The organism is Listeria booriae, assembly GCF_000766865.1.
In the GTDB taxonomy this organism is placed as follows: domain Bacteria; phylum Bacillota; class Bacilli; order Lactobacillales; family Listeriaceae; genus Listeria_A; species Listeria_A booriae.
Window position 1 is genome coordinate 107,716 of the sequence record NZ_JNFA01000025.1, and the last position, 26,874, is coordinate 134,589.

33 protein-coding genes and 1 riboswitch are annotated in these 26,874 nt (G+C 44.0%); of the genes, 18 read left to right on the top strand and 15 right to left on the bottom strand.

Annotation, left to right across the window (positions count from 1 at the left end):
* The 4 genes from cas6 to EP57_RS11710 all read right to left on the bottom strand — a co-directional run bounded on the left by cas6 (position 1) and on the right by EP57_RS11710 (position 2,709).
* Positions 1-723 (bottom strand): CRISPR-associated endoribonuclease Cas6, encoded by a 723-nt coding sequence (gene cas6, locus EP57_RS11695; RefSeq protein WP_036086977.1) that lies wholly within the window; start codon positions 721-723, stop codon positions 1-3.
* Positions 724-901: 178 nt separating this feature from the next.
* Positions 902-1,828, bottom strand: coding sequence for an NADP-dependent oxidoreductase (locus tag EP57_RS11700; protein WP_036086980.1), 927 nt, complete (start codon positions 1,826-1,828; stop codon positions 902-904).
* Between the two features lie 13 nt (positions 1,829-1,841).
* Positions 1,842-2,486 carry an alpha/beta hydrolase gene (locus EP57_RS11705; protein ID WP_036086983.1) on the bottom strand — a complete coding sequence of 215 codons (645 nt, stop codon included), beginning with the start codon at positions 2,484-2,486 and terminating at the stop codon, positions 1,842-1,844.
* A gap of 13 nt (positions 2,487-2,499) precedes the next feature.
* Positions 2,500-2,709, bottom strand: coding sequence for a YdbC family protein (locus EP57_RS11710; protein ID WP_052167660.1), 210 nt, complete (start codon positions 2,707-2,709; stop codon positions 2,500-2,502).
* A gap of 173 nt (positions 2,710-2,882) precedes the next feature.
* On the opposite strand from EP57_RS11710, the gene EP57_RS11715 reads away from it, so the two are divergent.
* The 5 genes from EP57_RS11715 to EP57_RS11735 all read left to right on the top strand — a co-directional run bounded on the left by EP57_RS11715 (position 2,883) and on the right by EP57_RS11735 (position 5,481).
* Positions 2,883-3,635 (top strand): threonine/serine exporter family protein, encoded by a 753-nt coding sequence (locus EP57_RS11715; RefSeq protein ID WP_036086986.1) that lies wholly within the window; start codon positions 2,883-2,885, stop codon positions 3,633-3,635.
* Between the two features lie 28 nt (positions 3,636-3,663).
* Positions 3,664-4,116, top strand: a complete 453-nt coding sequence (locus tag EP57_RS11720; RefSeq protein ID WP_036086989.1) for a threonine/serine exporter family protein — start codon at positions 3,664-3,666, stop codon at positions 4,114-4,116.
* Positions 4,117-4,190: 74 nt separating this feature from the next.
* Entirely contained in the window at positions 4,191-4,724 is a 534-nt protein-coding gene (locus tag EP57_RS11725) for an NADPH-dependent FMN reductase (RefSeq protein WP_036086991.1), read from the top strand.
* Between the two features lie 95 nt (positions 4,725-4,819).
* Positions 4,820-5,077 carry an AbrB/MazE/SpoVT family DNA-binding domain-containing protein gene (locus EP57_RS11730; protein WP_143812818.1) on the top strand — a complete coding sequence of 86 codons (258 nt, stop codon included), beginning with the start codon at positions 4,820-4,822 and terminating at the stop codon, positions 5,075-5,077.
* Positions 5,074-5,481, top strand: a complete 408-nt coding sequence (locus tag EP57_RS11735; protein WP_052167662.1) for a type II toxin-antitoxin system death-on-curing family toxin — start codon at positions 5,074-5,076, stop codon at positions 5,479-5,481. Before EP57_RS11730 ends, EP57_RS11735 begins: the two co-directional genes overlap by 4 nt.
* A gap of 14 nt (positions 5,482-5,495) precedes the next feature.
* On the opposite strand, the gene EP57_RS11740 is transcribed toward EP57_RS11735, so the two are convergent.
* The 7 genes from EP57_RS11740 to EP57_RS11770 all read right to left on the bottom strand — a co-directional run bounded on the left by EP57_RS11740 (position 5,496) and on the right by EP57_RS11770 (position 13,123).
* Positions 5,496-6,644: an ABC transporter permease gene (locus EP57_RS11740; protein ID WP_230910723.1), complete on the bottom strand. Its 1,149-nt coding sequence runs from the start codon at positions 6,642-6,644 to the stop codon at positions 5,496-5,498.
* Position 6,645: 1 nt separating this feature from the next.
* Complete coding sequence (locus tag EP57_RS11745; protein WP_052167663.1) at positions 6,646-7,752, bottom strand: ABC transporter permease; 1,107 nt, start codon at positions 7,750-7,752, stop codon at positions 6,646-6,648.
* A gap of 18 nt (positions 7,753-7,770) precedes the next feature.
* Positions 7,771-8,709, bottom strand: coding sequence for an ABC transporter ATP-binding protein (locus tag EP57_RS11750; RefSeq protein ID WP_036086992.1), 939 nt, complete (start codon positions 8,707-8,709; stop codon positions 7,771-7,773).
* A 117-nt stretch (positions 8,710-8,826) separates the two neighbouring features.
* Positions 8,827-9,951: a sensor histidine kinase gene (locus EP57_RS11755; protein WP_052167664.1), complete on the bottom strand. Its 1,125-nt coding sequence runs from the start codon at positions 9,949-9,951 to the stop codon at positions 8,827-8,829.
* A complete protein-coding gene (locus tag EP57_RS11760; protein WP_036086993.1) occupies positions 9,948-10,598 on the bottom strand; it encodes a response regulator transcription factor in 651 nt (216 codons plus the stop codon). The genes EP57_RS11755 and EP57_RS11760 overlap by 4 nt, the downstream gene beginning before the upstream one ends.
* Positions 10,599-10,962: 364 nt before the next feature.
* Positions 10,963-11,691, bottom strand: a complete 729-nt coding sequence (locus EP57_RS11765) for a GntR family transcriptional regulator (protein ID WP_036086995.1) — start codon at positions 11,689-11,691, stop codon at positions 10,963-10,965.
* Between the two features lie 40 nt (positions 11,692-11,731).
* Entirely contained in the window at positions 11,732-13,123 is a 1,392-nt protein-coding gene (locus tag EP57_RS11770) for a glycoside hydrolase family 1 protein (protein WP_036086997.1), read from the bottom strand.
* A gap of 275 nt (positions 13,124-13,398) precedes the next feature.
* Between EP57_RS11770 and EP57_RS16700 the strand changes: the two genes are divergently transcribed.
* Positions 13,399-13,509 carry a putative holin-like toxin gene (locus EP57_RS16700; protein WP_077912919.1) on the top strand — a complete coding sequence of 37 codons (111 nt, stop codon included), beginning with the start codon at positions 13,399-13,401 and terminating at the stop codon, positions 13,507-13,509.
* A gap of 200 nt (positions 13,510-13,709) precedes the next feature.
* A riboswitch (purine riboswitch) is annotated at positions 13,710-13,811 on the top strand.
* An 84-nt stretch (positions 13,812-13,895) separates the two neighbouring features.
* Entirely contained in the window at positions 13,896-15,191 is a 1,296-nt protein-coding gene (locus EP57_RS11775; protein ID WP_036086999.1) for an NCS2 family permease, read from the top strand.
* A 37-nt stretch (positions 15,192-15,228) separates the two neighbouring features.
* Here EP57_RS11775 and hisJ read toward each other — a convergent pair whose 3' ends face one another.
* Entirely contained in the window at positions 15,229-16,062 is an 834-nt protein-coding gene (gene hisJ, locus EP57_RS11780) for a histidinol-phosphatase HisJ (protein WP_036087000.1), read from the bottom strand.
* Positions 16,063-16,247: 185 nt separating this feature from the next.
* On the opposite strand from hisJ, the gene hisZ reads away from it, so the two are divergent.
* The 10 genes from hisZ to hisC are packed head-to-tail and all read left to right on the top strand — an operon-like array spanning position 16,248 to position 23,716.
* Positions 16,248-17,408 (top strand): ATP phosphoribosyltransferase regulatory subunit, encoded by a 1,161-nt coding sequence (gene hisZ, locus EP57_RS11785; RefSeq protein WP_036087001.1) that lies wholly within the window; start codon positions 16,248-16,250, stop codon positions 17,406-17,408.
* Positions 17,405-18,040: an ATP phosphoribosyltransferase gene (hisG, locus tag EP57_RS11790; RefSeq protein ID WP_036087003.1), complete on the top strand. Its 636-nt coding sequence runs from the start codon at positions 17,405-17,407 to the stop codon at positions 18,038-18,040. The genes hisZ and hisG overlap by 4 nt, the downstream gene beginning before the upstream one ends.
* Positions 18,040-19,323, top strand: coding sequence for a histidinol dehydrogenase (hisD, locus tag EP57_RS11795; RefSeq protein ID WP_036087005.1), 1,284 nt, complete (start codon positions 18,040-18,042; stop codon positions 19,321-19,323). The genes hisG and hisD overlap by 1 nt, the downstream gene beginning before the upstream one ends.
* Complete coding sequence (hisB, locus tag EP57_RS11800; protein WP_036087006.1) at positions 19,324-19,908, top strand: imidazoleglycerol-phosphate dehydratase HisB; 585 nt, start codon at positions 19,324-19,326, stop codon at positions 19,906-19,908.
* Positions 19,909-20,529 carry an imidazole glycerol phosphate synthase subunit HisH gene (gene hisH / locus EP57_RS11805; protein WP_036087007.1) on the top strand — a complete coding sequence of 207 codons (621 nt, stop codon included), beginning with the start codon at positions 19,909-19,911 and terminating at the stop codon, positions 20,527-20,529. It abuts the gene before it with no gap.
* Complete coding sequence (hisA, locus tag EP57_RS11810) at positions 20,508-21,233, top strand: 1-(5-phosphoribosyl)-5-[(5-phosphoribosylamino)methylideneamino]imidazole-4-carboxamide isomerase (RefSeq protein ID WP_036087008.1); 726 nt, start codon at positions 20,508-20,510, stop codon at positions 21,231-21,233. Before hisH ends, hisA begins: the two co-directional genes overlap by 22 nt.
* Positions 21,223-21,984, top strand: a complete 762-nt coding sequence (gene hisF / locus EP57_RS11815; RefSeq protein WP_036087010.1) for an imidazole glycerol phosphate synthase subunit HisF — start codon at positions 21,223-21,225, stop codon at positions 21,982-21,984. The genes hisA and hisF overlap by 11 nt, the downstream gene beginning before the upstream one ends.
* Complete coding sequence (hisI, locus tag EP57_RS11820; protein ID WP_036087012.1) at positions 21,981-22,301, top strand: phosphoribosyl-AMP cyclohydrolase; 321 nt, start codon at positions 21,981-21,983, stop codon at positions 22,299-22,301. Before hisF ends, hisI begins: the two co-directional genes overlap by 4 nt.
* A 2-nt stretch (positions 22,302-22,303) precedes the next feature.
* Positions 22,304-22,618 (top strand): phosphoribosyl-ATP diphosphatase, encoded by a 315-nt coding sequence (gene hisE, locus EP57_RS11825; RefSeq protein ID WP_036087250.1) that lies wholly within the window; start codon positions 22,304-22,306, stop codon positions 22,616-22,618.
* Between the two features lie 12 nt (positions 22,619-22,630).
* A complete protein-coding gene (gene hisC / locus EP57_RS11830) occupies positions 22,631-23,716 on the top strand; it encodes a histidinol-phosphate transaminase (protein ID WP_036087013.1) in 1,086 nt (361 codons plus the stop codon).
* On the opposite strand, the gene EP57_RS11835 is transcribed toward hisC, so the two are convergent.
* Positions 23,717-24,637 carry a helix-turn-helix transcriptional regulator gene (locus EP57_RS11835; RefSeq protein ID WP_036087015.1) on the bottom strand — a complete coding sequence of 307 codons (921 nt, stop codon included), beginning with the start codon at positions 24,635-24,637 and terminating at the stop codon, positions 23,717-23,719.
* Positions 24,638-24,740: 103 nt separating this feature from the next.
* On the opposite strand from EP57_RS11835, the gene EP57_RS11840 reads away from it, so the two are divergent.
* Positions 24,741-25,163 carry an effector binding domain-containing protein gene (locus EP57_RS11840; RefSeq protein ID WP_036087018.1) on the top strand — a complete coding sequence of 141 codons (423 nt, stop codon included), beginning with the start codon at positions 24,741-24,743 and terminating at the stop codon, positions 25,161-25,163.
* Between the two features lie 455 nt (positions 25,164-25,618).
* Here the strand turns inward: EP57_RS11840 and EP57_RS11845 are convergent, their stop codons facing one another.
* Positions 25,619-25,945 carry a helix-turn-helix domain-containing protein gene (locus tag EP57_RS11845; RefSeq protein WP_036087020.1) on the bottom strand — a complete coding sequence of 109 codons (327 nt, stop codon included), beginning with the start codon at positions 25,943-25,945 and terminating at the stop codon, positions 25,619-25,621.
* A 24-nt stretch (positions 25,946-25,969) separates the two neighbouring features.
* Positions 25,970-26,755 (bottom strand): 2OG-Fe dioxygenase family protein, encoded by a 786-nt coding sequence (locus EP57_RS11850; RefSeq protein ID WP_114982774.1) that lies wholly within the window; start codon positions 26,753-26,755, stop codon positions 25,970-25,972.
* Positions 26,756-26,874 lie beyond the last annotated feature (119 nt).

Sequence of the window (26,874 nt, forward strand, 5' to 3'; positions counted from 1 at the left end):
CTATTGTTGCGCAAGCATGCCGAATCCCATGCCAGTAAGCGCGCCGAATCCTGATTCAACAATATGCTCTAACAAATATTTTTCTGCTTCGATCTCAATTAATCCCAAAGAACATACAATGGAAATATCGTAGTGTTGCGCGACTGTTTTTTTCATGTTGATTGGTTTGATTTTCATGTTTTCAATGTCTTGCGCAATAAAACTTCCATATTTGCCTTCTAGTTTGATACGTAAATTTCGTTTCAAAATCGGGATAAACTGCTCGTCTTCGAACATATAGAACCAGTCTTTCTGTGTTTCTCTGTTATGATCGCGACATACAATTGGAGATAGCGTATGGAGTACAATGCTTTTCGTTTCAATCGGAGCAATTCGAACCATATCCACTGACTTCACTTCTAGCTGGCACACATCTGAAATCTTGATTTGCTCTCTTCTTAATTTCATAAATGCGTTATAAAACATGATTGCCTGCTCTGCATTTCCTGTTGAAAAATTAATTATTAAGCGCTTACCTTTTACTGTAATGTCTTCTTTTCCAAACACCGCATCTTGGAAATAGACCGCAAAAGTAAAATCTTTTTGCCGGTTAGCTCCATATAAATCTTCAAATACTTCTGGATACGCTTTTTTTAGACCCGTTTTGAAAACCATCAATATTTTTCGTCTAAAATTCAATGGAAACTTTTCATTACTTAAATCACACATAATCTTCAGTCTCAAGTAATCACCTCATTTGCATCTCGTCAGTCTGTAAAAATTCATACAGCCAATTATATTATAAAACATGGCATCTATTCCCTGCACCTGATAACAGGCAATTTCATACGCTTTATTTTCAAATGTTCACAAAATAGACACCTAATTCCATACAGAATTAGGTGTCTATTTACCAACTATATCACTTCAAAACCAGCTTCCCAGCTACTTTCTTCTTATCAATCAACTGATGCGCTCCTATTACCCCACGCAAATCAAATGTGAGAGTTTCGGCAGTTTTGAGTCGTAATTTATGCGAGCGGTACAAGTCTGCCAAATAACCAAGTGCCTCTTTATCCTTCATATCTTTCGTCCGCATCATCCGCATCGCTTTCACTTTCTTCTCCTCCGCATTATCTGGAAAACTAGTAAGCGAAATGTAACGCCCGCCTTTTTTCACGAACTGCAAACCTTCTGCCGCACCTTTTCCGCCAAAACTAGCGTCGAGCACGACATCTGCTTTATCAGCCAATCTGTTCGCAAGATTTCCTTCATCATACGCCACGACCTCATCGGCTCCTAACGCACTGACGTAATCGCGATTTCTACTGTGCGCGATTCCTATCACGTGAATCCCTGCTTCTTTTGCAATTTGGACGGCAATGGAACCGACTGCTCCGGAAGCGCCTTGGATGATTAGCGTTTCATTCTTTTTTAATTTTGCTAATTTTATTGCGAAATAAGCTGTGGTTCCGACGGATGCTAGGCCTGCTGCTTCTTCTAGACTCATTTCTTCGGGTTTCTTCACGATTTTTGCACTGGAGATAGCCACGTATTCGCCGTAGCCGCCGATGCTGGGGTGGGCGATGACGATATCGCCGATTGCGTAGTGTTTGACTTTTGAGCCTACTTCGACGATTTCGCCGACAACATCGCTGCCTGGAACGATTGGGAATTCGAGTGGTCTTATTTTTTGCATGGTTCCTGCGCGGAGTAATGCGTCGTACGGGTTTATTCCTACGGCTTGGGCTTTGATTAATACGTCTTTTTCGCCTAGTGTTGGCTTTGGTAGTTCTAGTTCTTCGAAGACTTCTGGTGCTCCGTATGTGGTGAATCCGAGTGCTTTCATTTTGTATTCCTCCCTATTTGTCTACTTGCTCTGTTTCTGTTAGCCAATCAATGATTTCATCTTCTTCTGCGGCGTTGACATTATGCTGTACGTAGTAGGTGCGCATGGTAACATTGTCGCTCATCGTTTTGAAAAAGCGGGTAATGCGCTCGCCTTCTTCGACTGGTACAATAGCATCGTCCACACCATGTCCTACAAAAATTCGCTTGTTCTTGAGTAAGAGGTTTTTCGGTGATTTTTCAAGGAACGCTGGTAGTTTGGCACTTAGGAAAATGCCGCCGTGGTACATGCCACCATTGCGCACAAATTCGGTCATGGCAACGATGCCGCCTTGTTCGAAGCCTAGTAAATACATATTTTTGCGGTCGATTGTTGGGTATTGTCTGCTGATTTTTTCGATAAAATTGTGGATGTCGTTTGCCGCATATGTAATCGACTCTTCGCTTGGCTCGCCATCAACGACCGGTTTGTAGAACGCATAACCAGGCCCTTTTTGAAGACCGCCTCTGATTCCGACAATAACAAATCGGTCCATAATCGACTCTAGAATTCCCGGTAAATCCAGCTCGTCAGCGCCTAGACCGTGTAGTGCGAAGACGGTTGGAAATACGTCATTTGTTTTGCGATTAATTGGTTCATAAATATCATATGCAAACATAAAAATACCCCCATTATTTCGCTAGTTCAGCGATTTTCTTAAATTCTTCCTCCGTTAACGTGATACCTTTGCCCATTTTCTCGTTTCCCGGAGACCAATCACGAATATCATATTTCGGCGCGCGACCGTTCCAGCTAATTAGATTCACTTCTTTTCGCCAGCCTTTCGCGTTTTCCGATAATACACCAATATGTTCTACAATTTCATATTCAATACTGCTCATCTGCCAAAACTCCTTTATATATGTTCTTTACTCATAGTTCATATTACCAAATCTTTACCCTCAAATCGCCTCTTGGAATCGTCATTTCGAAAAATCTTTTTATTTTGACTAGAAAAATCGTGGTAGGTGCGTTAGGATGGGAATAGAGATTGCTTGGAACGGAGGGAAATTGGATGGAAGAGACTTCGGAAGATCTGTTGTTAGAAACGTGTTTACTCGCGGGAAAAATTATGATGGAAAGTGGCGCGGAGATGTACCGCGTAGAAGATACGATGAGCCGAATTGCGGAGACTGCGACGGAGACGAAAGGTATTAGTTTTGTGACGCCGACGGGGATTTTTATGGCACTTCAAGGTGGCTCTACGGTGAAAATGGAGCAGATTCCAACGCGGACGATAAATTTGGAGAAAGTATCGATGGTCAATGATTTATCACGAGAATTCACCATGCGCAAAATTTCTTTAGGGAAACTGTACACGCAACTACGGTCGCTGGATAAGGAAGTGAAGTTCTTTCCTGTTTGGCTACAAGTCATGGCTTCGGCGGTTGTCAGTGGGACGTTGATGATGATTTTTGGCGGTGTTTGGAAGGATTTCATTGCGACTTCATTGATTGGTGCGATTGGATTTGTGATTTTTTATTATGGGACGGAATTTTTCAAGGTGAAATTTTTGGCGGAGTTCTTGGCTGCTTTTTCGATTGGGTTGTTATCGGTTCTGGTGATTTCGATTGGCTGGGGCGTGAGCTTGGATAAGATGGTGATTGGGGCTGTGATGCCGCTTGTGCCTGGTGTGCCGATTACGAATGCGGTGCGCGACTTATTGGCTGGACATCTTTTGTCGGGGATGGCTCGTGGGACGGAAGCTTTGATTACGGCTGGAACGATTGGGATTGGGATTGCGGTTGTTTTCCGATTCTTTACGTGATGCGACAGGAAAGTTAGGAGGTTAGATAATGTTTTGGACGGTTTTAATGCAATTAGTTTTTAGTTTTCTAGCCACAATGGCGTTTGCGATTACGACGAATGTGCCGCGCCGATCACTGATTGCTTGCGGATTAACGGGAACGTTTGGCTGGATGACGTATTGGATTTTGTCGCATTTGGATGCGGGAACAACGATGAGTACGCTGGCCGGGGCTTTTATTGTCGCCATCGCGAGCTTCTTTTTTGCAAAATATAAACGGTTACCTGTGACGATTTTTAATGTGCCGGGAATTGTGCCACTGGTGCCTGGGGGCTTGGCGTATCAAGCTGTTCGGAATTTTGTGCTCGGTGATTATATTGAGGCCATTTCTTTTTCAGTTCGGGTGGCGTTAGTTGCTGGTGCGATTGCGGCAGGACTTGTACTTTCTGAGGTGCTAAATCATAGTATTCGCCGTTTTCGTGAACATAAAGAGAATATCTGAGTGTAAATCATTGACTTACTTTTTGTAAGTTGTTAATATTAAGTTATTAAGTCAATGAAATGAGGAATGTAAAGATGAAAGTAGCAATATTAGTAGGTAGTTTAAGAGAGAATTCGTACAACAAAACATTAGCCACATTTATTCAAAAACGTTATGCCAAAGATATCGACGGGGAACTATTAGATTTGAATTTACCGCTGTACAATGAGGACTTGGAATCTGATTTGCCAGCTGATGTCGTTGCTTTTAAGAAGGAAGTTCATGATGCAGATGCTGTTTTATTCGTGACACCGGAATACAATCACTCGATTTCAGGCGTTTTAAAAAATGCGATTGACTGGGCGAGCCGGATTACTCCTGACCTTAAAGAAAAACCAGGATTTATTGTCGGCGCTTCGATGGGTGGACTTGGAACCGTTCGCGCACAAATGCATTTACGCCAAATTCTCGATACAATGGGCATGCGTATTTTGCCAGCAAATGAAGTCTTCATTAGCGCAGCGCATACGAAATTTGACGAAAAAGGCGATCTTATTGACGAAGGCACTGTTGCTTTTCTTGATTCGGTTGTGGCTAATTTTGTTGCGTTTTACGAACGAAATAAATAATATAGACCGGGCAGGAGAAATCTTGCCTTTTTTAAATGAATCTTTTTGCTCTTGAATATATACGTATATACATGTATACTAATAGGTGAAAGGTGATGATAATGATGATGTACGCATTGAAGCGATCCACTAGAAAATCTGGACATAGCGTAATTACGACATTACCGCCCGATGTTATGAAGAAATTAGGTATCATTTCCGGAGATAATGTGGAGTTTGTAATCAAAGATAATGAAGTAGAACTAAGAAAAGCCGCCGAGAAGAAAGAAACCGTATCACCAGAATTCTTAAAGATGGCCGAAGAAGTGTTGGACGAGTATGACCAAGCCTTCCGTGGACTTGTTGATCGATGACCATTCGTTATTTAACGGAACCAGAAATCATCATGCTAAACGGTTTGTTGATCAAGAAATATAGCCCGATGGAACCAATAGGCGTCGTGGAACCGAATTCTCTTAATATGAGTGTAGAGCTGCCGAAACAAGTTGTTTTTAATCAGGAACTCTACCCATCCATCCCAGAGAAAGCCGGTATTCTATACAAAAATTTGGTCATTAAACATTGTTTTGCAAATGCAAATAAGCGGACGGCGCTTGCTTCTTTAGGTTTATTTCTGAAATACAACGGCTGGCAACTCCTCGCTGGCAACAAAGACGCGGAGGATTTCACCGTTGCCATCGCGCTTGACAGTAACATGGCGCTTACAACGATTTCTAATTGGATTGAAAAAAATTCCGCGATGCCTAAGATAAGGTAGCGCGGAATTTTGCATTATACGAAAGAATTAACGCGTGCATTTTTAGTAAATTTATAGCTGGCAATACAGAAGAACAGTAACGCATAACCAAGCAATATTGCGATGTTCAGACTAATTGATGCCAAATTACCATTTTGCTGTAATGTCGTAATTGCGTCCATCACCCAATATTGCGGCATGAATTCAGCCAATTTTTGCATGAAGTTCGGCATGATAGCAACGGGAATAAGTGCTCCTGAAAGCAAGCTCGTCAAGGTGAACAAAATCATCTGCAAACCGCTGACGCTCTTCCTGCTCGTCGCTGTGAAACCAAGTGCCAACGATAACAACACCGCCATCACTGCAAAAATAAACAAAATACCAAATAGCGCAAAATAAGAAACACCAGGATCAATCCCGAAAGCAAAGCGCATGGCAACTAAACAAATGACAATCTCCGTCACAACAACCGCTAATGAGAACAACGCGTTCCCTAGCAAATACACCTTGCTACTAAGCGGCGTAGACATCAACCGGTAAAACGTCCCGTCCTCTTTCTCTTGTAAAATCAATTCTCCTAAATTTCCCGCCGCGTAAAGCAACATCATACATAGAAATCCTAAAATCTGCATGGACATCATCAAAACAACATCTTGTTGGTTGCTTGTCGTTTTTTGCGTAATGGTAATTTTGGATGTATCAAAAGTTTTCGCGTATTTAGAAAAACTTTGCCCGCCGTCATTACTCGCCTTAATCATCGTCATCATGTTTGTAAGCGAAGCATTGACCGCTGATTTCACCGCATTATTAACCGTATCACCTTGAATCGATTTCACCGTAATATGTTGCGGATCAAGCACGGCGATACTTTTTTCTGAACCTTTTCCTAAAATCACAAGCGCATCCAGCGAACCGCTCGTTAACTTCTCATTTCCGTCCTTCAGTGACACCGATGTCGCCTGCGTATTCGCATCTTTCATCCAATCCACCAACTGCGTCGTATACACGCCCTGATCCTGATTCACCAGACCAATCTTGAGCCCGCTCGTATCCGATTGCGCACCGTACGAAAGGAAATAAATCAAAATACTCAAAATCGGCAAGCCAATAATCATCAGCAGTTTCGCCTTACTCTGCGTCAAACTCTTCAAATTATGCCTAAAAATCCATCCAACTTGCTGCATTTTAATACACTTCCTTTCGTCTGATCCAATAACTCATGGCAACAACAAGCACTAACGTAATCGCAATGTTCAACGCAATCGGCCAAAACGCCGCCGAAATGACATCATTATACATCACATCACGCACTCCGACACGCACCCAACCAATCGGCGAAAGTTTCGACATCAAGCCATCTCCCGTCGGAAAATAAGCTCCTCCAAGAAACGCAAACACTTGCACCAATATCGAAGCAGCTCCAGTTGCCGCAGGATTCCCATTGCTAAACACATCAACCGCCATCCCAATCGCCACTGACAAGAACAATAAACTAAAGTAAATCACAAAAATCAGCAACGCATTCTGGCCCCAATGAACCCCAAAGAAAAGTTGCGAAACAATCATTAACAAAATCAATGCAACGACTTGCATAAATATCGCACCGAGGAAATTCCCAATAATCGCTGTTGATTTTCGAATTGGAGCAATAAACAATCGCACATCCGTATGGCGTACCTTCTCCTCACGAAACACGCTAATACCACTATTTATCCCGAACATCATCACCATTGCAATCATCGCAATCGCATAATATTCAAAGGCCGTAATCTCATTTCCTGACGCCTGTTTCTCAATTGTAACCGCTGAATCAGAAACTTTAGGCGGGTTCTGCAAAATTTTAGCCTGTGTCGGATCCACTTTAATAATCGTGCTCGCCAATCGATACTGCGCTGTAAACTGCGTCAAATAGCCGTTTAAAACACTCATCTCAATCTGACTCGGCGAATTCGTCGTCACCGTCAAATCGTTCCCAACCGCGACAAACCCAACCGCATCGCCATTTTCCACTGCACTTTTGCCAGCCTTGGCGCTTTTTGCTTCTTTAAAAACAATCTGCTTCCCACTCGCCGTCTTCGCGAATTGACTGAAACCCTCACCAATCGGACTATGCTGCTCCACCACGTATTCCACCTTCATCTTATCCAGCTTCACATCACTGCTAAAGCTATCCTGCAACACGCTTCCCAACACAAGAATTAGCGCCAACGGAAAAATCAGCATATAGAGAAAATAACCCTTGTCACGCAGCGTAAGCTTGATTGCCTTAAACATTATATGAAAAATCATCATCTGCCTAACATCCCTTCCCTAATCCCGTAATTTCCGACCAGTCAAATTCAAAAAGACCGTCTCTAAATTCAATGTTTGCTGGTTCATTTCAATCACTTCCACCGACTGGCGAATCAATGCTTCCAACACCTTATTCAAATTATTCACTTCACTGTTCGACGTAATTTTCACCGTATTGCCCGCCATCACTTCCACAAGCTGAATACCCGAAATCGTCCGCAAATCTTCTAAATCAATTTTTTGCACATCATCAACAACAATTCGCATTTCCTTCATGTCAGAAACAAGGCTCACCAACTGCTCTTTCGTGCCTTCTGCAATCACTTTTCCGTGGTCGATAATCGCAATGTAATCGCATAATTCCTCCACTTCTTCCATGTAATGACTTGTATAAATAATCGTGCAACCAGAAGCGTTCAATTTCTTAATCGACTTCAAAATATAATTCCGTGACTGCGGATCAATCCCAACCGTAGGCTCATCCATAATAATCAACGCTGGTTTATGTGCAATCGCACAAGCAATATTCAAACGACGCTTCATCCCACCAGAAAAAGTTCCTGGCTTATCTTTCCGCTTATCCGCCAAACCAACGAATTCCAACGCCGTTTCCGCCGCCATATCCAGCGCTTTCCCACGAAGCCCGTACAACCCCGCAAAAAAACGTACATTCTCAAACGCCGACAAATCATTATACAGCGCAATATCTTGCGGAACTAAACCAATCCGCTGCTTAATCTCGATTCCGTGCTGCTCTTGATTCTCACCAAACAGCCGAATCACACCACTGGTTTTCTTCAAAAGCCCGCACAAAACACTAATTGTCGTACTTTTTCCCGCACCGTTTGGCCCTAATAAACCAAAAATCTGTCCTTCTTCAATTGCCAAATCCAAATTATCCACAGCAATATTTTTCTCAAATTTCTTTGTTAGCTGCTCAATTTCTACGATTTTCATTGCTTTCCCTCATTTCCATTTCTTATCTTGCTTCTAGTATAGAAAAAAAGTGAGCATCGCAACAGTGCAAATACTCACTTTCTTACCGTGAAGATTTCACGAATTTCTTCACATTCGCTAGTCATTTTTCATTGTTTCCAGTGGTACCAACGTGATAATTTGAAATCCGTCGGTCGAATCGATAATCAATTTTCCGCCAAGCTTCGCCGTTCGCTCTTCCATCCCCGTCAAACCAAGGCTTTTCGTCACCGAATCTGCGCCAACACCATTATCCTTCATCTCCATCCGCACAAATTTATTCAAAATCGTCAATGTCACCTCAACACGACTCGCCTGACTATACTTCAACACATTCGTCAAACCTTCCGTCAAATTTTGAATAAATACATACCACATCGCTTGCGTCACCTTACTAAGTTCCCCCTGCATTTGAAAAATCGTCCGAATCCCGTACTGCGTCTCAAACGCTTCTAATTGTGCCTTCACACGATTAATCGCAAGACTTTCCTGCGCCGGTTTCGTCGTTTTTAACGTTTTGCGAATCTCTTCAATCCCCGCCTTATTTATCAAAATCGCATTATCCAGTAGTTCCGCAGCTTTTTCCTGATTCGTGCTAAGCAAAGCCTTCGCCGCCTCCAGTTGCATCAAACCGCCCGTCAACGAATGCCCCAACTGATCGTGAATTTGGTGTGACAACACATTGCGCTCTTCCAATTTCGCCAAATATGCCTGCCTGATTCCAGTCGTCTCCGCAGCCTCTAACTTTGCCGCAAAACCATCCAATTTCACGCGCATCTCCTCATTTTCCGCAACCAAATCCGCCGTCACATACGCAGCCCGATTCAAATACCAATAAAAAGCCCCCACAAAAATACTAATCCCCGCATAAATCAACGAATACCCACTAAAAAAGAACGGAATCCCCGTCAAAATAAGCGCCAACCAAACTCTTGTCGCCTCCAATTTTTTGCCATAAAGCAACAAAGCCAGCGTACAAAACGGCAATAACAACCCCATCAGCGGCAAATACCAAACACTGACCAGCCAAACAAGCCCAATCAGCAACAATCGAATTCCCAACTGGTATCGCACCAAAACAAACGACAACAACGTCAGCGATAAATACAATAAAAAGTGCAATAAATAAATGGCCACCAACCCGTTAGCCGTATCCACTTGAAACAAATAAACCACCAGCAGTAAACAAAACGTGCTATCCAGCATCAACTTATAACGCGTCACATCTCACCGCCCCCAACTTTGCCCGTCAAATACAAAATCGCCAGTTGCGTCCGATGATCCAGCCCCAATTTACCGAGCAATGCCGAAATATTGTTCGCCACCGTCCCTTCCGAAATAAACAAATTCTTCGCAATCTCCTTATTCGAAAGCCCACTCGCCACTGCCTTCATCACGTCCATTTCACGCGCCGTCAGCCGCAAGCCGCTCAAATCAGGCGTCACACCCGTTTTTTCCGTCCCAAGCGACTGTTTCACTTTATCCCAAATCTCCTCCTGAATGATGCTCTGATTCCGCATCACGCTCATCACCGCATGCCGAATCAACTCCGGATCATTGTTTTTCAACAAATAGCCCTTCGCACCATTCGCAATCGCCTTCAAAATAAACGCGTCATCATCAAACGTCGTCAAAATAATCACTTTCGCATCCGTCGTCTCCGTTATTTGCTTCGTCGCCTCCACCCCGTCCATCACCGGCATCCGCACATCCATCAACACAACATCCACCGCCTGCGCCTGACAAAACGCCACTGCCTCCGCCCCATTCTCCGCAGAACCAACGACCTCTATCCCATCCATCGTCCCTAAAATAATCTCCAAGCCACCCGTAATAAACGAATTATCATCCACAACTAAAACCTTAATCATCAAACCTCGCATCCAATCCTTTTTTCATAAAGTCAACATAGCACATCCACCCCAATTTCTCCAATAAAAAAGAGTTTGGAGCATAACCCAAATAAATCGGCGACAAGCGCTCGCATTCAGGGAGTTTGGCGGACTTCCGGTTCTACTTCGCATACGCTACGCATAACTTCTCGCATGGTCGGGGATACGACTCCCTCCCTGCTTTCAGTCATCACATACACAAGTATGCTCCGCTTCCGGCTTCCACCAAACTCCCTGAATACAAACGCTTTCGCTCGATTTGTGTATAGCAAAATTTTTCGTCCTACCCAAAATAAATGGTTTGGCGATTTTGCTTTATCTTGAGTTTTTTCCAATCTCCTTATTATCGTCTCGCAATATTCACCGTCGTAAACACGAATTTATCATACCGATGGCGCGACTTCGAATACTCAAACGCCATCCCATTATTCAAATAAACCGTCTGTTCTACTTCAATAACCGGGTCCGTATTCTCGCAATCCAAATACTGAAAATCCATCTCCGTCGGCTTATCCGCGCGAATCTGCTTATACGAACTCGCAATTTTCAAGTTCAGCTCTTCGCGAATATATGAATAAATCGAATGCTCCAGCACTTGCTGCGTCACACCAGGAATAAGCGCCACTGGCATACTCGTATATTCCAAAACATACGGTTCACCGTCCACAAGCCTCGCCCGAACAATATCATAAATCGGTGTCTCCAAATCTATATTTAACCGTTCCGCTACATATTCATCCGGAAACGTCACCTGAAAATGCACAATTTTACTTTCCACATCGCGCCCCTCAAGCAACTTCGTAAATCCGTTAACCTCTTGACTATGAATATTTAACCGATCCATATCGAGTGCCGATTTAATAATAAACGTCCCGTGCCCCCGCTTCCGATACAATAACCCTTCCAAAACAAGAACTTCCAGTGCCTTTTTCATCGTCATACGGCTACAATCAAATTCTTTCGCAAGTGTCATTTCATCCGGAATCGGCTTATCAAGCGGATATTCATTAGCGAAAATACGCTTCTTCAACTCTTCCGCAATAAAACTATATTTTGTCTGATTTTTCGCCATGACGCTAAACACCTCTTTTTCTTTCTATTCTACCATAAAATTAACCTTCAAAACCATGATTTTCAGACAGTTCTTTGTACCAACGACCCGAAGACTTAATCGTCCGTTTGTAATTGTCATCCAAGTTCACTTCCACTAAACCATAACGATTTTTGTAAGCATTGGCCCAAGACCAGCAATCCATAAACGTCCACAAATGATATCCTTTACAGTTCGCACCCTCATCCATGGCTTTGTGCAACCATCTCAAATGGTCTTTAATAAACGCGATTCGGTAGTGGTCATCAATCGAGCCATCGCTTGTGCGGTAACGATCTTCACCTTCCACACCCATCCCATTTTCCGAAATAAAGAACGGAATGTTGCCATAGTTATCACGCAAATTAATCGCAATATCATAAATCGCCTTCTCAAAAATTTCCCAACCGCGATACGGATTCATTTTCCGATATGGCATTTCATAGTTATCAAACAAATGCTCTGGCATAAATGGCGCATCTGGATGAGCCGCATATTCCTTCGCTTTCACACGGCGCGGTTGATAATAATTCACACCTAAAATATCGATAATATTGTTCTTAATAACCGCCAAATCTTCCTCCGTATGCACTGGCACAGCATCATGCTCTTTCAAAATAGCCACTAAATCAGCAGGAAACTCGCCCTTTGTCACCGGATCCAAGAAACTACGATTAAAAATTAAGTCCGCAATATGAGACGCACGCAAATCAGCAGGATTTTGACTACGCGGATAAGAAGGCGTCAAGTTTAAAATAATTCCAATTTCGCCACCTTGATTTAACGCATGATATTCCTTCACAGCAAGCGCATGAGCTACCGTCGTATGATACGCCACTTGCGCCGCACGTTTAAAGTCCACGACATTCGGATAATGCATATCATATAAATAACCCGCTTCCACAGGAACAATCGGTTCATTAAAAGTAAACCAATGCTTCACCTTATCCCCAAACAACTCAAAACACGTTTTTGCAAAAGTCGCGTAAGCAGAAACCACTTCACGATTTTCCCAACCGCCCAGTTCCTGCATCGACATCGGCATATCAAAATGATACAAGTTCATAAACGGCTCCACACCATTCGCCAACATCTCATCAATCACGTTATTGTAGAATTCCACCGCTTTCGGATTCACTTCTCCAATACCATCAGGAATTAAGCGTGACCATTGAATCGACGTCCGGAACGAATTATGCCCCGTTTCCTTCATCAATTGAATATCCTCTTTGTACTGATAGTAGAAATTCGATGTATTAGTAGGCCCAACATTATTGAAAAAGCGCCCCGGCTCCTCTTGATACCAATGATCCCAAATACTCGCCTTTCTTCCATCTACATCTGCCGCACCTTCCGTCTGTGGCCCCGAAGCCGCACTACCCCACCAAAAATCTTTCGGAAATTCATATTTCATTTTAGCTACCTCCAAATGACAAGCCATCTAAGCCTGTTTAATAACTTTATTATACCCTATTTAATTAAAAGTATAAACTTATAAACGAATAAAGTAGTATATAAAAACAAAAAACCATCATCATGACGGTTTCGGAAATAACAATTCAATTTGTGATGAAAAATACAAAGAATCTTGCTATAATGAACTTAGTAGAAAAGTGAAGATGGTGGCTATCAACATAAAGGCGGTGATGCTTATGAAAAATAAGATAATCCCTTTGGAAAGGTTCAGCATTGTCAGTTGCAGAAGCAATTGCGCTCATGATTGGTTTTGGAAGCTTTACGGTTTCCTTAATCGGTTTAGTAGTTGTGATTGTTAAATCTGTGGACAAAGACAAAGAGTAACCGCCTATCTCACTTTGACGAGGTGATAGATGGTTACTCACATTTAAACTAAGTCACCGTCTTTAACGGTTTCTACTTATTAGGGAGACTGTGTGTCGAGCACAGTCTTCTTTTCATGTCCATTGTACCAAAAATCCATTTTCTCCGCAAGGCTCAAAGAGAAACAATCCCTCAAAATCTACTTGCTAACCTCTGTCAATTGAGCTAAAATAAGAAGATGTCGTATATGTCTGGGAATAGGGCCCGGACGTTTCTACTCAGCTACCGTAAATGGCTGAACTACGAGCAATAGCATATGCAGTCTCTTTTGTTCAGGGACCGTTCTTTTTTGCGATGGCTCATCTTTGAAAAATGTGCGACAACACAATTCAGGGAGGCTTTTTTTAATGGAGAAATTGTTTAAACTGCAAGAAAATAAGACAACGGTTAAAACGGAAATCTTGGCGGGGTTAACGACTTTCTTGTCGATGGCGTACATATTATTTGTCAATCCATCTGCGCTTTCTACAACAGGAATGGACATGAGCGCAGTGTTTGTCGCTACGGCTCTAGCGGCTGTGGTTGGTTCGCTACTTATGGGACTTATCGCAAACTATCCGATTGGGTTGGCACCTGGGATTGGACTTAGTTCCTTCTTCGCGTACACGGTTTGTGCACAGTGGGGCATTCCTTGGGAAACGGCATTATCTGGTGTTTTAGTATCAGGTTGTGTGTTTATCGTTCTTACGGTAACAGGTATTCGTGAAAAAATTATCAATGCGATTCCAACTGAACTAAAATTCGCTGTTGGGGCTGGGATTGGCTTTTTCATCGCTTTTCTTGGTTTGAAAAACGCGGGAATTATTGTTGGGAATAAGGCTACGCTTGTGGCACTTGGTGATTTACATAACAGTGCGGTATTGCTAGCTGTTTTTGGTATTGTTGTAACGATTATTTTAATGACGTTAAATATTAATGGGGCGATTTTTATTGGGATGGCGGCAACGGTCATTGTCGGGATGATTTTTCAACTGATTGATGTTCCGACGCAAATTGTGGCGCCAATTCCAGATATTACGCCTACTTTTGGGCAAGCGATTTTCCATCTTGGTGATATTTTTACGCCGCAGATGTTAATCGTGATTTTGACATTCTTCTTTATTGATTTCTTTGATACGGCGGGAACGCTTGTGGCTGTGGCGAATCAGGCTGGTTTTATGAAAGATAATAAAGTGCCGCGCGCAACTCGTGCTTTGTTTGCGGATTCTTCGGCTACGATTGTTGGGTCGATTCTTGGGACTTCGACGACAACTTCTTATGTAGAGTCTACAGCGGGTGTTGCGGTTGGTGGTCGTACTGGTTTGACCGCGATTGTGATTGCGATTTGTTTTGGGTTATCGATGTTCTTCTCGCCTTTACTCGGGGTGATTACAAGTGCGGTGACGACGCCAGCTCTTGTGATTGTCGGGATTTTGATGATTGGCAATGTCGCACATATCGATTGGTCAAAATTCGAGATTGCTGTGCCGTGTTTCATGGTTATTTTGATGATGGTACTTAGCTTCTCGATTGCTTCGGGGATTGCATTAGGATTTATTTTCTATCCGATTACGATGTTCTTTAAAGGCCGTTACAAAGAGGTTCACCCAATTATGTATATTTTGATGGTCTTGTTTATTTTATATTTTGTATTTATTGTTTAACAAAAAGAGGCATCGCAAAAATCGCGGTGCCTCTTTTTTATTGATGTTTTTCATAATAATCATAGCCTCGACCGATGTCTTCTAGGGCATGTGAGTCGGAGCCGTAGATGAGTTCGATGCCGAGTGATTGGGCAACTTGCGCGATGTCTAGTGGTGGATAGGTTTCTTGGCAAAATTCTTTGTAGAGTCCTGCGGTGTTCCAATCTAGTTGGTATTGCTGAGCTTTTACTTCTTTTAAAAGTTGGGATACTTGGTCACGCGCGGCGCCTGTGATTGCTGTTTGTTCGTTTTTGAAATAATGTTGGAATTTCTGACATAGTGAAATATGGCCGAGTCGTCGTGGTTTGGCTGGTCCTAAATCGGCAAACAACGATTCGCGGATAATGCTATAGTACGCCTTTTGAATCGCGGCAAAACTTCCATAATGCTTCCAAATTCCCGCTTCGAAATCAGTTGCTGAAAAATCGATGAAACGCCAACCATCCACGCCAGGCATGAAATGAAGCGATAAAACACTGTCATCCATCTGCGAACCATATTCCCGAAGTAGCGCTCGTGTATCTGCTTCAAATCCTGGCAAGAAGTCGACTTCAAGACCAACGTGAATGCGAATTTGATCTTTGTATTTCTGTTTCATTTCGTGCGCTTTCTTGAAATACGCGTCCAACTGATCCCAGCGGAGTACCGCGGTTGCAATGTCTTCTGGTGAATTCGCAATCTCCCGTTCGAAAGCTACAGGCATTGGTGGGTGCTCGGTAATCGAATAATCGGTGAAGCCAAGCCCAATTGCTTTTTCAATCATCGTCTCGACTAAATCTCCAGAACCGTGCGGGCAAAACTCTGTATGCGTGTGGCCGTCCCATTTCTTCATCTATCATCGCTCCTCTTTTCCCTCATTATAACATTGCTGAAAATTCTAGTCATGCTTTCCTTATAAAATATTTCATTTTTCTGATATAATGGACAAAAGAATAATTGGGCTTTATCTATTTACAAAAACGCTTTACTCTGCTAATATGCTAATATGTTAAAGTTTATTGAAGAAGGAGCTTAGATATGAAATGGAATCGGAATTTACCCATCGGGACTAGAGATAAGCTTTTTAAGGAAGCGGCGTCGGCTTATGATATGGAGCATCAGGTGAATCGGTCGTTTCATGCGCGAGGCTATCAGCGGATTGAGACGCCTGTCATTGAATTTGATGATGTTTTTTCGGCAATTAATGATATGAATTTGTATCGCTTTTTTGATAAGAAAGGTCGGTTGACGGTGCTTCGGCCGGATATGACTTCTCCGATTGGGCGTGTGATTAGTACGACTGGGGTGACGCCACCTTTGAAACTTTGCTACAGCGGCAAGGTTTTTCGGGCTAATGAGGAACTTGCGGGTGAGCGGAATGAGATGACGCAGGCTGGGATTGAGATTATTGGCTTTGCTTCGATTAAGGCGGAGATTGAATGTATTACGAGCGCGATTGGCGTTTTGAAACAGCTTGGGATTACGGATTTCCAAATTGAAATTGGGCATGCGGCGATCTATCAGGCGATTGTGCAGACGCTCGGTTTGCAGGAAAATGATGAGGAAGCCTTTCGCCAAGCCTTGCAAAATAAGAGTTTGTTTGGGATTCGGTCGTTTGTGGCGAGTCATCCGAGTGCGATGGATGCGTTTATTTTGGCATTGCCGCGATTGTTTGGTTCGGTGGATACGATTCAAGAAGCGCGGGATTTGACGGATAATGTCGTGATTTTGGAGGCGCTGGCGCAGATGGAGACGATTGTGCAGATTGTGGATGCGCCGGAACATTTGTCGGTGGATATTGGGCTCGTGCAGGAATTGCATTATTATACGGGGGCGATTTTTCGGGGCTATGCGGATATGTCGGCGGTTCATTTCTTGAGCGGCGGTCGCTATGATTCGCTGTTCGCGCAATTTGGCGAAGATAACTGGCCTGCGGTTGGGCTGGCGCTGAATTTGGATGAGATTGTATCCTTGAAACGCCGTACGTTGAAAAATAAAGATGCAGATGCGAAAGTTTTTATTCATTATTCGCTGGAAACGACGCAGCTCGCTGAAGAAGTGCTGGCGCAGACGCCGAATGCTTCGCTTAGTTTTTTCGATGAATTGTCGGAAAGTATTGCTTACGCGGAAAAATGGCAATTTAGTAAACTCATCGATGTTAGCAACAATACGATTCTGGAATTGGAGGTCACATCATGAAATCATTACAAATCGCGTTAACGAAAGGACGCTTGGAGAAATCCGCCGTGGCACTTCTTGAAAAGGCTGGTGTCAATTGCGATATGCTACATGAGAAAAGTCGAAAATTGATTTTTGCGAGTGAGACGGAGCCTTATTCTTTTATTTTGGCAAAGGCGCCAGATGTGACGACGTATGTGAAGCATGGCGTCGCGGATATTGGGATTGTTGGAAAAGACGTCTTGATGGAGCAGGACAAGGAACATTACGAGATGCTTGATTTGAAAATTGGGCAATGCCAGTTCTGTTTGGCTTCGACGCCAAGTTATGATCCGAGTGATTACCGACGCAAAATTATTGCAACGAAGTACCCTACTGTCGCTACGAAATATTTTCGCGAACGTGGTGAGGATGTCGAGATTATCAAGATTGAAGGTTCTGTTGAGATGGCGCCGATTCTCGGTTTGGCGGACGCGATTATTGATATTGTAGAAACTGGTTCGACATTACGGGAAAATGGTTTGGTCATTTTTGATACGATGTACGCTATTTCGGCACGCCTGATTGTGAATAAGGCATCGCTGAAACGGAACAAGGCGCAAATTTTTGAGTTGATTGATCGGTTGGAAAATACGTTGGAGGTGGATGCGTAATGCGATTTATTACTGGAAGCAAAGAGGAGATTTTAGGACAGTTACATAGTTTTTCTGGCGATGATGTGCAAGCGGAAACGGAAGCCGCAGTGAAAGCGATTATTGCGGAGGTTCGCGCGGATGGTGATGATGCCTTGTTTCGCTTTACGGAGCGATTTGACGGGGTGAAATTGACTGATTTTAAGGTACCACAAGATGCCTTGGAGCAGGCGTTAGATCAAGTGGAGCCTGATTTTATCGCAGCTTTAGAGCAGGCCAAAGCCAACATTCTTTCCTACCACCAAAAGCAAAAACAATCGGGATTTGTCGATACGGAGAAAAACGGTGTGTTGCGCGGGCAGTTGATTAGACCATTGGAAACGGCGGGGATTTATGTTCCGGGTGGGACGGCGGCTTATCCTTCGTCGGTATTGATGAACATTTTGCCTGCTAAAATTGCTGGAGTGCCGCGGATTATTATGGTAACTCCGCCTGGTAAGGACGGGATGAATCCTCATATTTTGGCGGCTGCTGCCATTGCTGGAGCAGATGAGGTGTATCAGATTGGTGGTGCGCAAGCTATTGCGGCGCTGGCGTTTGGGACGGATTCGATTCCGAAGGTGGACAAGATTGTTGGTCCGGGGAATTTGTTTGTGGCACTTGCAAAACGGGAAGTGTTCGGGATTGTGGATATTGATATGATTGCTGGCCCTTCAGAGATTGTGGTTGTGGCGGATGAGACGGCGAATCCTCGCTTTGTGGCGGCGGATTTGTTGTCTCAGGCGGAACATGATAAGTTGGCGCGCGCGATTTTGATTACGACGAGTGAGCAGTTTGGGACATCCGTGGCGGACGAAGTTGAGAAACAGTTGCAGACGCTGCCTCGTGTGGAAATCGCTACAGCTTCGATTGCGAATTTTGGGCAGGTGATTGTGACGGAGACGCTGGCGGATGCTTTTGAGATTATGAACGAGATTGCACCGGAACATTTGGAAATTCAACTGGAAAACGCGATTGATTATTTAAGCTATGTTAAAAATGCGGGCTCGGTCTTTTTAGGCGCGTATGCTTCGGAACCGTTGGGCGATTATTTTGCTGGTCCGAACCATGTTTTGCCGACGAGTGGAACAGCGCGCTTCTTCTCCCCGCTTGGTGTCGCTGATTTTTGCAAACGGACATCGTTTATTTCTTATACAAAAGAAGCACTGGCCAAAGAAAAAGATGCCATTGTCCTGCTCGCTGAAAAAGAAGGCTTGACGGCGCATGCTCGTGCTATCCAAATTCGCTTTGAGGAGGAAAACTAAATGAGAACTGCTAAAATGGAACGAAAAACGGCGGAAACATCGATAAAAATGGAAGTTTATCTGGATCAATCGGAGAAATGCGAGATTAATACTGGGGTCGGTTTTCTCGATCACATGCTGACACTTTTCGCGCGTCATAGCCGGATTGGTTTCGTCTGTGAGGCCATCGGTGATTTGGAAGTAGATTCGCATCACACGGCGGAGGACGTCGGGATTGTGCTTGGGCAATGCTTGAAGGAAGCGCTTGGAGACAAGGCGGGTATTAATCGTTATGGTTCGGAGTACGTGCCAATGGATGAGTCGCTTGGCTTTGTGGCACTGGATTTGAGCGGTCGGTCTTATCTTGTTTTCGATGCAACGTTTGATAATCCAAAACTCGGTGCTTTTGATACAGAGCTCGTGGAAGAATTTTTCCAAGCGGTGGCTTTTAATGCCGCGATGAACTTACACTGCCGCGTGCTTTACGGCAAAAATACGCACCACAAAATTGAAGCCTTATTCAAGGCGTTCGGCCGTGCGTTGCGTCAAGCAATTACGGTGAATCCTGATATTCAGGGCGTCAACTCGACGAAAGGTGTGTTGTAAATGCAGATTGCGATTATTGATTACGATGCGGGAAACACGAAAAGCGTCAGCAAAGCATTGGATTACATCGGCATTGAAAATACGATTACAGCTTCGAAAAACACGATTTTAGCAGCGGATGGCATTATTTTACCCGGTGTTGGTGCGTTTCCAGAAGCAATGGCATCACTTGAGGAACGCGATTTGATTGCAGTTTTGCAAGATGTTGTGGCACAAGGAAAACCACTGCTCGGCGTATGTCTCGGCATGCAATTACTGCTCGACTCCAGCGAAGAACATGGCTACACACAAGGTCTCGGCTTAATTCCGGGCCAAGTCAAATTACTACCAAACACTGCAAAAATCCCGCACATGGGTTGGAATCAACTCGAAGTCACGCAAAACTGTCCTTTAACGCAAAATCAAGAGGGTAATTTTGTTTACTACGTCCATTCATATTACGCAGACTGCGACGCTAAATATGTCATGGCAAGCAGCAGCTATTCTGTCCAAGTTCCCGGCATTATCGCGAACAAGAACGTCTACGGCGCGCAATTTCATCCCGAAAAAAGCGGCCAAGCGGGACTTGAAATTTTACAAGGATTTAAGGAGGTAATCACATGCGCATCTTCCCAGCAATAGATTTGAAAAATGGCCGTTGTGTTCGGCTGTATCAAGGTGATTTCGCCCAAGAAACGGTGGTAAATCCCGATCCGATCGCACAAGCTAAAGCCTTCAGCGAACAAGGTGCGACCTACCTACATATCGTGGATTTAGACGGCGCACTAGAAGGCAAACCGATTAATCTAGACGTCATTCGTTCCATGAAAAAAGCAGCGAATCTTCCCGTTCAAGTTGGCGGCGGCATTCGCCACATGAAGCAAGTGACGTTTTATTTAGAAGAAGCAGGGATTGACCGCGTCATTATTGGCTCGGCGGCTCTCGAAAATCCTGACTTCGTTCGCCAAGCCGTTACCCTTTACGGTGACAAAATTGCAGTTGGCATTGATGCGAAAAATGGCTTTGTCGCAACGTCTGGCTGGCTCGATGTAAGCACGACGGATTATCTCACTTTTGCAAAAGAAGTCGAGAAGATTGGTGTTCAAACGATCATTTTCACCGATATTGCTAAAGATGGCACGCTAGAAGGTCCGAATTTGGAGCAACTACAAGCCATGCAACAAGCTGTAAACGTTGATATTATCGCATCTGGCGGCGTTAGTAATAAACAAGATTTGGAACAGCTAGTGCAACTCGGTCTATACGGCGCCATTTGTGGAAAAGCGCTCTACAACGGCAATATTTCCATGGCGGAAATCACGGAGGTGGAGAACCTTGCTAACTAAACGCATCATTCCATGCCTCGATGTCACAGATGGGCGTGTCGTCAAAGGCATTAACTTCGTATCTTTAACGGATGTTGGTGACCCTGTCGAAATCGCCAAAGCTTACAATGAAGCCGGTGCTGATGAGCTCGTATTCCTTGATATTACGGCTACGCACGAAGAGCGGCGCACGATGATTGACGTGGTGGAGCGAACTGCCGAACAAGTCTTCATTCCACTTACGGTTGGCGGCGGCATCCATTCCGTGGCAAACATGAAAGCCTTATTACAAGCCGGTGCCGACAAAATTTCACTCAATTCAGCTGCACTTAAAAATCCAAACTTAATCGCAGAAGGCGCCGCAAAATTCGGCAATCAATGTATTGTTGTTGCTATTGACGCCAAATATCACGCCGAAGATAAAACCTGGCATGTCTATAGCCGCGGCGGTCGTGATGACACTGGGCTTGACGCCATCCAATGGGCAAAAAAAGCAGTATCGCTTGGCGCAGGTGAAATTTTGCTAACGAGTATGGATGGTGATGGAACGAAAGACGGATATGATATCGCGCTCACTGATGCGATTTGTAACGCCGTCACCGTCCCTGTCATCGCCTCTGGTGGTTGCGGAAACGCTCAGCACATGGTGGATGTTTTCGAACAAACGAGCGCTGACGCCGCACTTGCCGCTTCTATTTTTCATTACGGTGAAATGACGATTCCAGAGGTGAAACAAATTTTGCAAGAGAAAGGGGTTGCGATTCGCCAATGACACTCGATTTTTCAAAGGGGCTTATCCCGGCAATTATTGTGGAAGACACGACCGACGAAGTCCTCATGCTCGCCTATATGAACGAAGAAAGTTACGGCAAAACCCTCGAAACAAACACCACTTGGTTCTTCTCGCGTTCTCGCAATGAACTATGGAACAAAGGCGCGACATCTGGGCATTTCCAACACGTCAAAGAAATTCGGTCTGACTGCGATGGCGACACCCTCCTCATCCGCGTCGACCAAATCGGCCCCGCCTGCCACACTGGCGCCCATAGCTGTTTTTTCAATCTTGAAAAGGAAGTGACGACAAAATGAGCATCCTAAACGAACTCTACGACCAAATCAACGACCGCAAAACTACACCGAAAGAAGGCTCCTATACGAATTATTTATTGGACCGCGGACTCGATAAAATTTTGAAAAAAGTAGGTGAAGAGGCAACGGAAGTCGTGATTGCTGCTAAAAATCAGGACAAAGCAGAGCTCACGTCGGAACTTGCCGATTTGACATACCACGTCCTCGTCTTGCTCGCAGAACAAGGGCTAACGCCAGCAGACATCGAACGCGAACTCGAAAAACGCGAAGGCAAACTCAGCGTCACAAAAGACCGCAAGCCAATCGACGAATTATAAGGAGGTCCTCCCATGCAAACAAAACCAGCTTTGGACGCATTGTCCGCATACAAACCCGGCAAACCGCTAGAAGAAGTTCGCCGCGAACTCGGTCTTGAAAAAATCTACAAACTGGCATCCAACGAAAACCCATTCGGCACATCTAAAGCCGTCACCAAACTACTAAAAGCAGGCGATATTGACTTATCGTATTATCCCGACGGTGCCGGTCGTATTTTGCGTGAAGCGATTGCGGCATTTCATGATGTACCAACCAATCAAATTCTGCTTGGCTCAGGGCTTGATGATGTCATCCAAATCATTTCCCGCGCCGTTTTGACACCTGGTGATACGATCATTGAAGCCGCTCCGACTTTTTCGCAATATTCCTTGCATGCGACGATTGAAGGTGCCGAAACGATTCGCATTCCTGTCGATGAAGCAACTGGGACATCTGACCTTGCGGCAATGGCTAACGCCGTGAATGCACGAACAAAAATCATCTGGCTATGCAATCCGAACAATCCGACTGGCACGATTTCTAGCCAAGCCGAAGTGCTCACGCTCCTAGAAGCCGTTCCGAAAAATGTCCTTGTCATCAGCGACGAGGCTTACTTCGAATACGCGACTTCTGAAGATTATCCAGATACACTGGCGCTACTTGATCGCTTCCCGAATCTCATCATTATGCGTACCTTCTCCAAAATCTACGGTCTCGCGGGCTTACGCATCGGATACGCGATTATCCCAGAAGCGCTTCAAGACGCATTCAACATCGTTCGGCTCCCGTTCAACACGTCATCCATCGCCCAATCCGCCGCAATCGCCGCATTAAACGACCAACATTTTGTCGACACATGCGTCCAGGCAAACAGTGCGGGATTACAACAATGGTATGAATTCCTAAATCAGCGTGGCCTCTCCTATTACAAATCCGACGCCAATTTCATTTTCTTTAACGCCGAACGCGACGCAACCGAGCTTTTCAACCAACTTTTGCAAAAAGGCTATATCGTCCGCGCTGGCTTAAAACCAAACTGGCTTCGTATCACAATCGGCTCCAAAAGCGAAAACCAAGGCTGCATACAAGCGCTGGCCTCGATTTTGGATAACGAATAATTACACATACTTCTCGTGAATAGCGCGTAAATACGCCTGGAAACCCGTATAAAACGAATCCCGACTACAAATTGTGACATGTGTACCGAGTTGCAACAAAAATCGATACCCAACTTCATGATTCGGCAAGTTCACAACAACCGAGAACTGCTCCTCATCCACTTGCTTCATGGAGGCAACATCAAAACGTTCCACAATTTGCTCCCGAGCTACCTTATCCACAAGCAAATCCACCTCACACAATTGAAAATGAGGACGGCTCGGCATACTTTCAAATGGCTTCACCGTGAAATTCCGCGATTCAAACACCTGATCCAACACATCCATGCCGACAATGCGCGAAATTTTAAACGTTCGGAAGTTTTCACGCTCTAAGCTATACCCTTGCACATACCAAGACCGATTTCGAAAAAGCAGATGATACGGCTCAATCAGACGCATCGTTTGCTTTCCATCGCGGTCAATATAACTAAGTTGCACAAGCTGTAGTTTCTTGATGGCTAGGTGCAACTTTTCTACTTTTTCATTGAGTTCCTGCTTCATACTCCAATTCGAAAAATCGAGCGAAATCGAATTAGCCGGCAACACATCATTTTCTCCCAACATGTTTTTCATTTTCAAAACGGTTTTCTTAATTTCAGGCGATGCTAGCAATTGTTCTAAGCCATCCAAACTAGCCACAATCGCGCTTAAGTCTTCCACGGTGAGCAGTTTCTTATCTATTTTATATGTAGGCATAATCCCGATTCCACCTTTAGCGCCCGGCAATGTGTACACCGGAATATTCGCCATCGAAAGCGTATCGACATCGCGGTAAATCGTTCGCTTGGAAACCTCAAACATCCGCGCCATTTCCGCAGCACTTACAAGTTCGCGTTGCAATAACAACATAATCATACTAATCAGACGCTCAATCTTCATCTTTTTTTCTCTCCGTTCTACAATGTTGACAGTTTATTGTCATCATTCCTGTGGTATATTGCTATTATAACAAATAAAAAAATTAAGTTGGAGGGAACAAACCATGTCATTTGAAATCGTAAAATTAAGTAAAGAAGTTTTTTCTGGAGAACAAGTCGAAATTCCTGTCTTCGATCCACGCGTAGAAGGATTCGGTCCAATGAGTGAAGTAAAAGCTGCAGCCATCGCTAAATACGCCGCAAACGACACAGATTACGTTGCCATCAACGCGAGCATCGACGGCAAACAATGTTATCTAGTAGCAAAAGCCGGAACAGCAGGCTCCACATCATTCGAAATTCCAGAAGGAGAATACGCTAAATTCGTATCCAAAGAAACCGACCGCACAGCACTGGATGCCTTCATCGGCCAATCTTACGGCGAACTAAGCCAAAGCGAAACAGTCGGCATCGGCGGCAACTTCAATTTAGAAGACTTAAGAGAATCTTCATTCACAGTTTACATCCCTGTTCAAAGCAAACAATAAACGCAAAAATTTGTATAAAAAACCATCGATAGGTTCCTTCGTCGGAGCCTATTTTTTTGTCACGCAATTGCCTTCTAATCCTACTCTCATCACATTTTAATCTAATATCTGAATCCTGACAAAATTGTCACTTTGCACTTCAAAATTGTAAGCCAAAGCGATGTTTCCAAACCCTTTTACACGCTATACTTAATGTATTGGAGAAGTCATCTTTCCCCGAGATGATGTGGCCAGTGGCGATAAATAAAATGAGCTTTCTTTAAAGTCTAATACACACTTCAAAGAAAACTCATTCCTTATTCCAACTACTGTGAGCATGACTCGCTTTGCTCATGTACGACGAATACATCCCTATACCATATTTAATTCCCTGATATCCCTTTTAATATCGCCGCCCCACAACCTCCTATAACTCCCTACTTGCACACGCTTCCCCGGCGTGTGTTTTTTTATTGCTAAAACGATTTGCCGACATTATCCTCGATCCATTTATCAATGCTCGCTTTAGGATAATATTTCGTCCCATCTATCGTGATTGTCGGTAAATTTCCTTGCTTCTGCAATTTCGCTAGTTCTTCATCGCCAATTCCTAAATAAGTTGCCAAATCTTCCTCATACAGCAGTTTGGTCTCCTCCGCACTCACTGCTACATCGAGCGGCCCATCATTAGAAAGATTGACATGATTCATCCCTTCATCATCCGATGTCGCCGCGCCATTCCCAATCGCGCAACCACCAATAATTAAACACCAACCAATAATCCATGCATGTTTTGTCTCCATTATGTTCTCCCTTTTTGCTTTATTTTATAGAGGCTTTACAACAGTCGGCTGATAGTCAATCAAAATCATCGAACGCTCGCCCGGTTCATCTTGTTCGCCTTTATGCACCGAACTTACGTAATGACTCACTGCCTCATCCGCAACACCATAAGATTCCAACGCTTTCGTCAATGCAAAATCAGCAAAAATATGACTCGCATCAATCGCTTCTGGGAACTGATCCACATCATCAATCGTCGCAATCACATTTTGACCACCGTTCACATTCTGACGTTTCACTAAATGCGCAAACGTAAACGGCTCGCCGTCCCGATGCAAACAGTTCGGCGAAGAAACCGCCTCTTCCCCATCACGTTCCACTTTCAACTTCACAAAATGCACGCCAACATTGACCGGCATCACCATATCCCGCTTGTCCCAATACGTCTGCGCAAAATCAAATTGAATAATCTTCTTCAAAAGCTCATTATCCAACATCGCTTGCTCAAGCATTGGGAAACTACGATACGCGTCGCGAAACTCCGGATTAAACGCTCCTTGAAAATACTCCGCAACTTCTTCCCCGTCCTCATTCACCATCGCAGGCAACCATTCCACCTGATTGGACCATGGCAAAATAACCGCACGCGAAAAACGGCGATAACGATGAAGTCCAGACGCGTAAGTATCCGTTGGCAAGTTTTCAAAAGCCGCCTCAATCTCGGCGAACTGACTTTCCACCCATGCCGCATCCTTGTTATATAAACTAGCAATGTCCGCACCAGCATCAAAACGTATAAATCCTTTTTCCAACATTTCTTCTTTGTACACAACGATTCCTCTTTTCTTTTGAACTCCTTATCATTGTAACATTTTGTCCCATCTCAAAGAAAGCGTTTATAAATTGCGCATCTTATTAAAAGAATCTGAAAAATTATTTTTTTATCTTG

Excerpts from the sequence above, each read along its gene's own strand:
- EP57_RS11700 (WP_036086980.1), bottom strand. The coding sequence starts at position 1,828 with ATGAAAGCACTCGGATTCACCACATACGGAGCACCAGAAGTCTTCGAA.
- EP57_RS11705 (WP_036086983.1), bottom strand. The coding sequence starts at position 2,486 with ATGTTTGCATATGATATTTATGAACCAATTAATCGCAAAACAAATGAC.
- EP57_RS11710 (WP_052167660.1), bottom strand. The coding sequence starts at position 2,709 with ATGAGCAGTATTGAATATGAAATTGTAGAACATATTGGTGTATTATCG.
- EP57_RS11715 (WP_036086986.1), top strand. The coding sequence starts at position 2,883 with ATGGAAGAGACTTCGGAAGATCTGTTGTTAGAAACGTGTTTACTCGCG.
- EP57_RS11720 (WP_036086989.1), top strand. The coding sequence starts at position 3,664 with ATGTTTTGGACGGTTTTAATGCAATTAGTTTTTAGTTTTCTAGCCACA.
- EP57_RS11725 (WP_036086991.1), top strand. The coding sequence starts at position 4,191 with ATGAAAGTAGCAATATTAGTAGGTAGTTTAAGAGAGAATTCGTACAAC.
- EP57_RS11730 (WP_143812818.1), top strand. The coding sequence starts at position 4,820 with ATGATAATGATGATGTACGCATTGAAGCGATCCACTAGAAAATCTGGA.
- EP57_RS11735 (WP_052167662.1), top strand. The coding sequence starts at position 5,074 with ATGACCATTCGTTATTTAACGGAACCAGAAATCATCATGCTAAACGGT.
- EP57_RS11740 (WP_230910723.1), bottom strand. The coding sequence starts at position 6,644 with ATGCAGCAAGTTGGATGGATTTTTAGGCATAATTTGAAGAGTTTGACG.
- EP57_RS11745 (WP_052167663.1), bottom strand. The coding sequence starts at position 7,752 with ATGATGATTTTTCATATAATGTTTAAGGCAATCAAGCTTACGCTGCGT.
- EP57_RS11750 (WP_036086992.1), bottom strand. The coding sequence starts at position 8,709 with ATGAAAATCGTAGAAATTGAGCAGCTAACAAAGAAATTTGAGAAAAAT.
- EP57_RS11760 (WP_036086993.1), bottom strand. The coding sequence starts at position 10,598 with ATGATTAAGGTTTTAGTTGTGGATGATAATTCGTTTATTACGGGTGGC.
- EP57_RS11765 (WP_036086995.1), bottom strand. The coding sequence starts at position 11,691 with ATGGCGAAAAATCAGACAAAATATAGTTTTATTGCGGAAGAGTTGAAG.
- EP57_RS11770 (WP_036086997.1), bottom strand. The coding sequence starts at position 13,123 with ATGAAATATGAATTTCCGAAAGATTTTTGGTGGGGTAGTGCGGCTTCG.
- EP57_RS11775 (WP_036086999.1), top strand. The coding sequence starts at position 13,896 with ATGGAGAAATTGTTTAAACTGCAAGAAAATAAGACAACGGTTAAAACG.
- hisJ (WP_036087000.1), bottom strand. The coding sequence starts at position 16,062 with ATGAAGAAATGGGACGGCCACACGCATACAGAGTTTTGCCCGCACGGT.
- hisZ (WP_036087001.1), top strand. The coding sequence starts at position 16,248 with ATGAAATGGAATCGGAATTTACCCATCGGGACTAGAGATAAGCTTTTT.
- hisG (WP_036087003.1), top strand. The coding sequence starts at position 17,405 with ATGAAATCATTACAAATCGCGTTAACGAAAGGACGCTTGGAGAAATCC.
- hisD (WP_036087005.1), top strand. The coding sequence starts at position 18,040 with ATGCGATTTATTACTGGAAGCAAAGAGGAGATTTTAGGACAGTTACAT.
- hisB (WP_036087006.1), top strand. The coding sequence starts at position 19,324 with ATGAGAACTGCTAAAATGGAACGAAAAACGGCGGAAACATCGATAAAA.
- hisH (WP_036087007.1), top strand. The coding sequence starts at position 19,909 with ATGCAGATTGCGATTATTGATTACGATGCGGGAAACACGAAAAGCGTC.
- hisA (WP_036087008.1), top strand. The coding sequence starts at position 20,508 with ATGCGCATCTTCCCAGCAATAGATTTGAAAAATGGCCGTTGTGTTCGG.
- hisI (WP_036087012.1), top strand. The coding sequence starts at position 21,981 with ATGACACTCGATTTTTCAAAGGGGCTTATCCCGGCAATTATTGTGGAA.
- hisC (WP_036087013.1), top strand. The coding sequence starts at position 22,631 with ATGCAAACAAAACCAGCTTTGGACGCATTGTCCGCATACAAACCCGGC.
- EP57_RS11835 (WP_036087015.1), bottom strand. The coding sequence starts at position 24,637 with ATGAAGATTGAGCGTCTGATTAGTATGATTATGTTGTTATTGCAACGC.
- EP57_RS11840 (WP_036087018.1), top strand. The coding sequence starts at position 24,741 with ATGTCATTTGAAATCGTAAAATTAAGTAAAGAAGTTTTTTCTGGAGAA.
- EP57_RS11845 (WP_036087020.1), bottom strand. The coding sequence starts at position 25,945 with ATGGAGACAAAACATGCATGGATTATTGGTTGGTGTTTAATTATTGGT.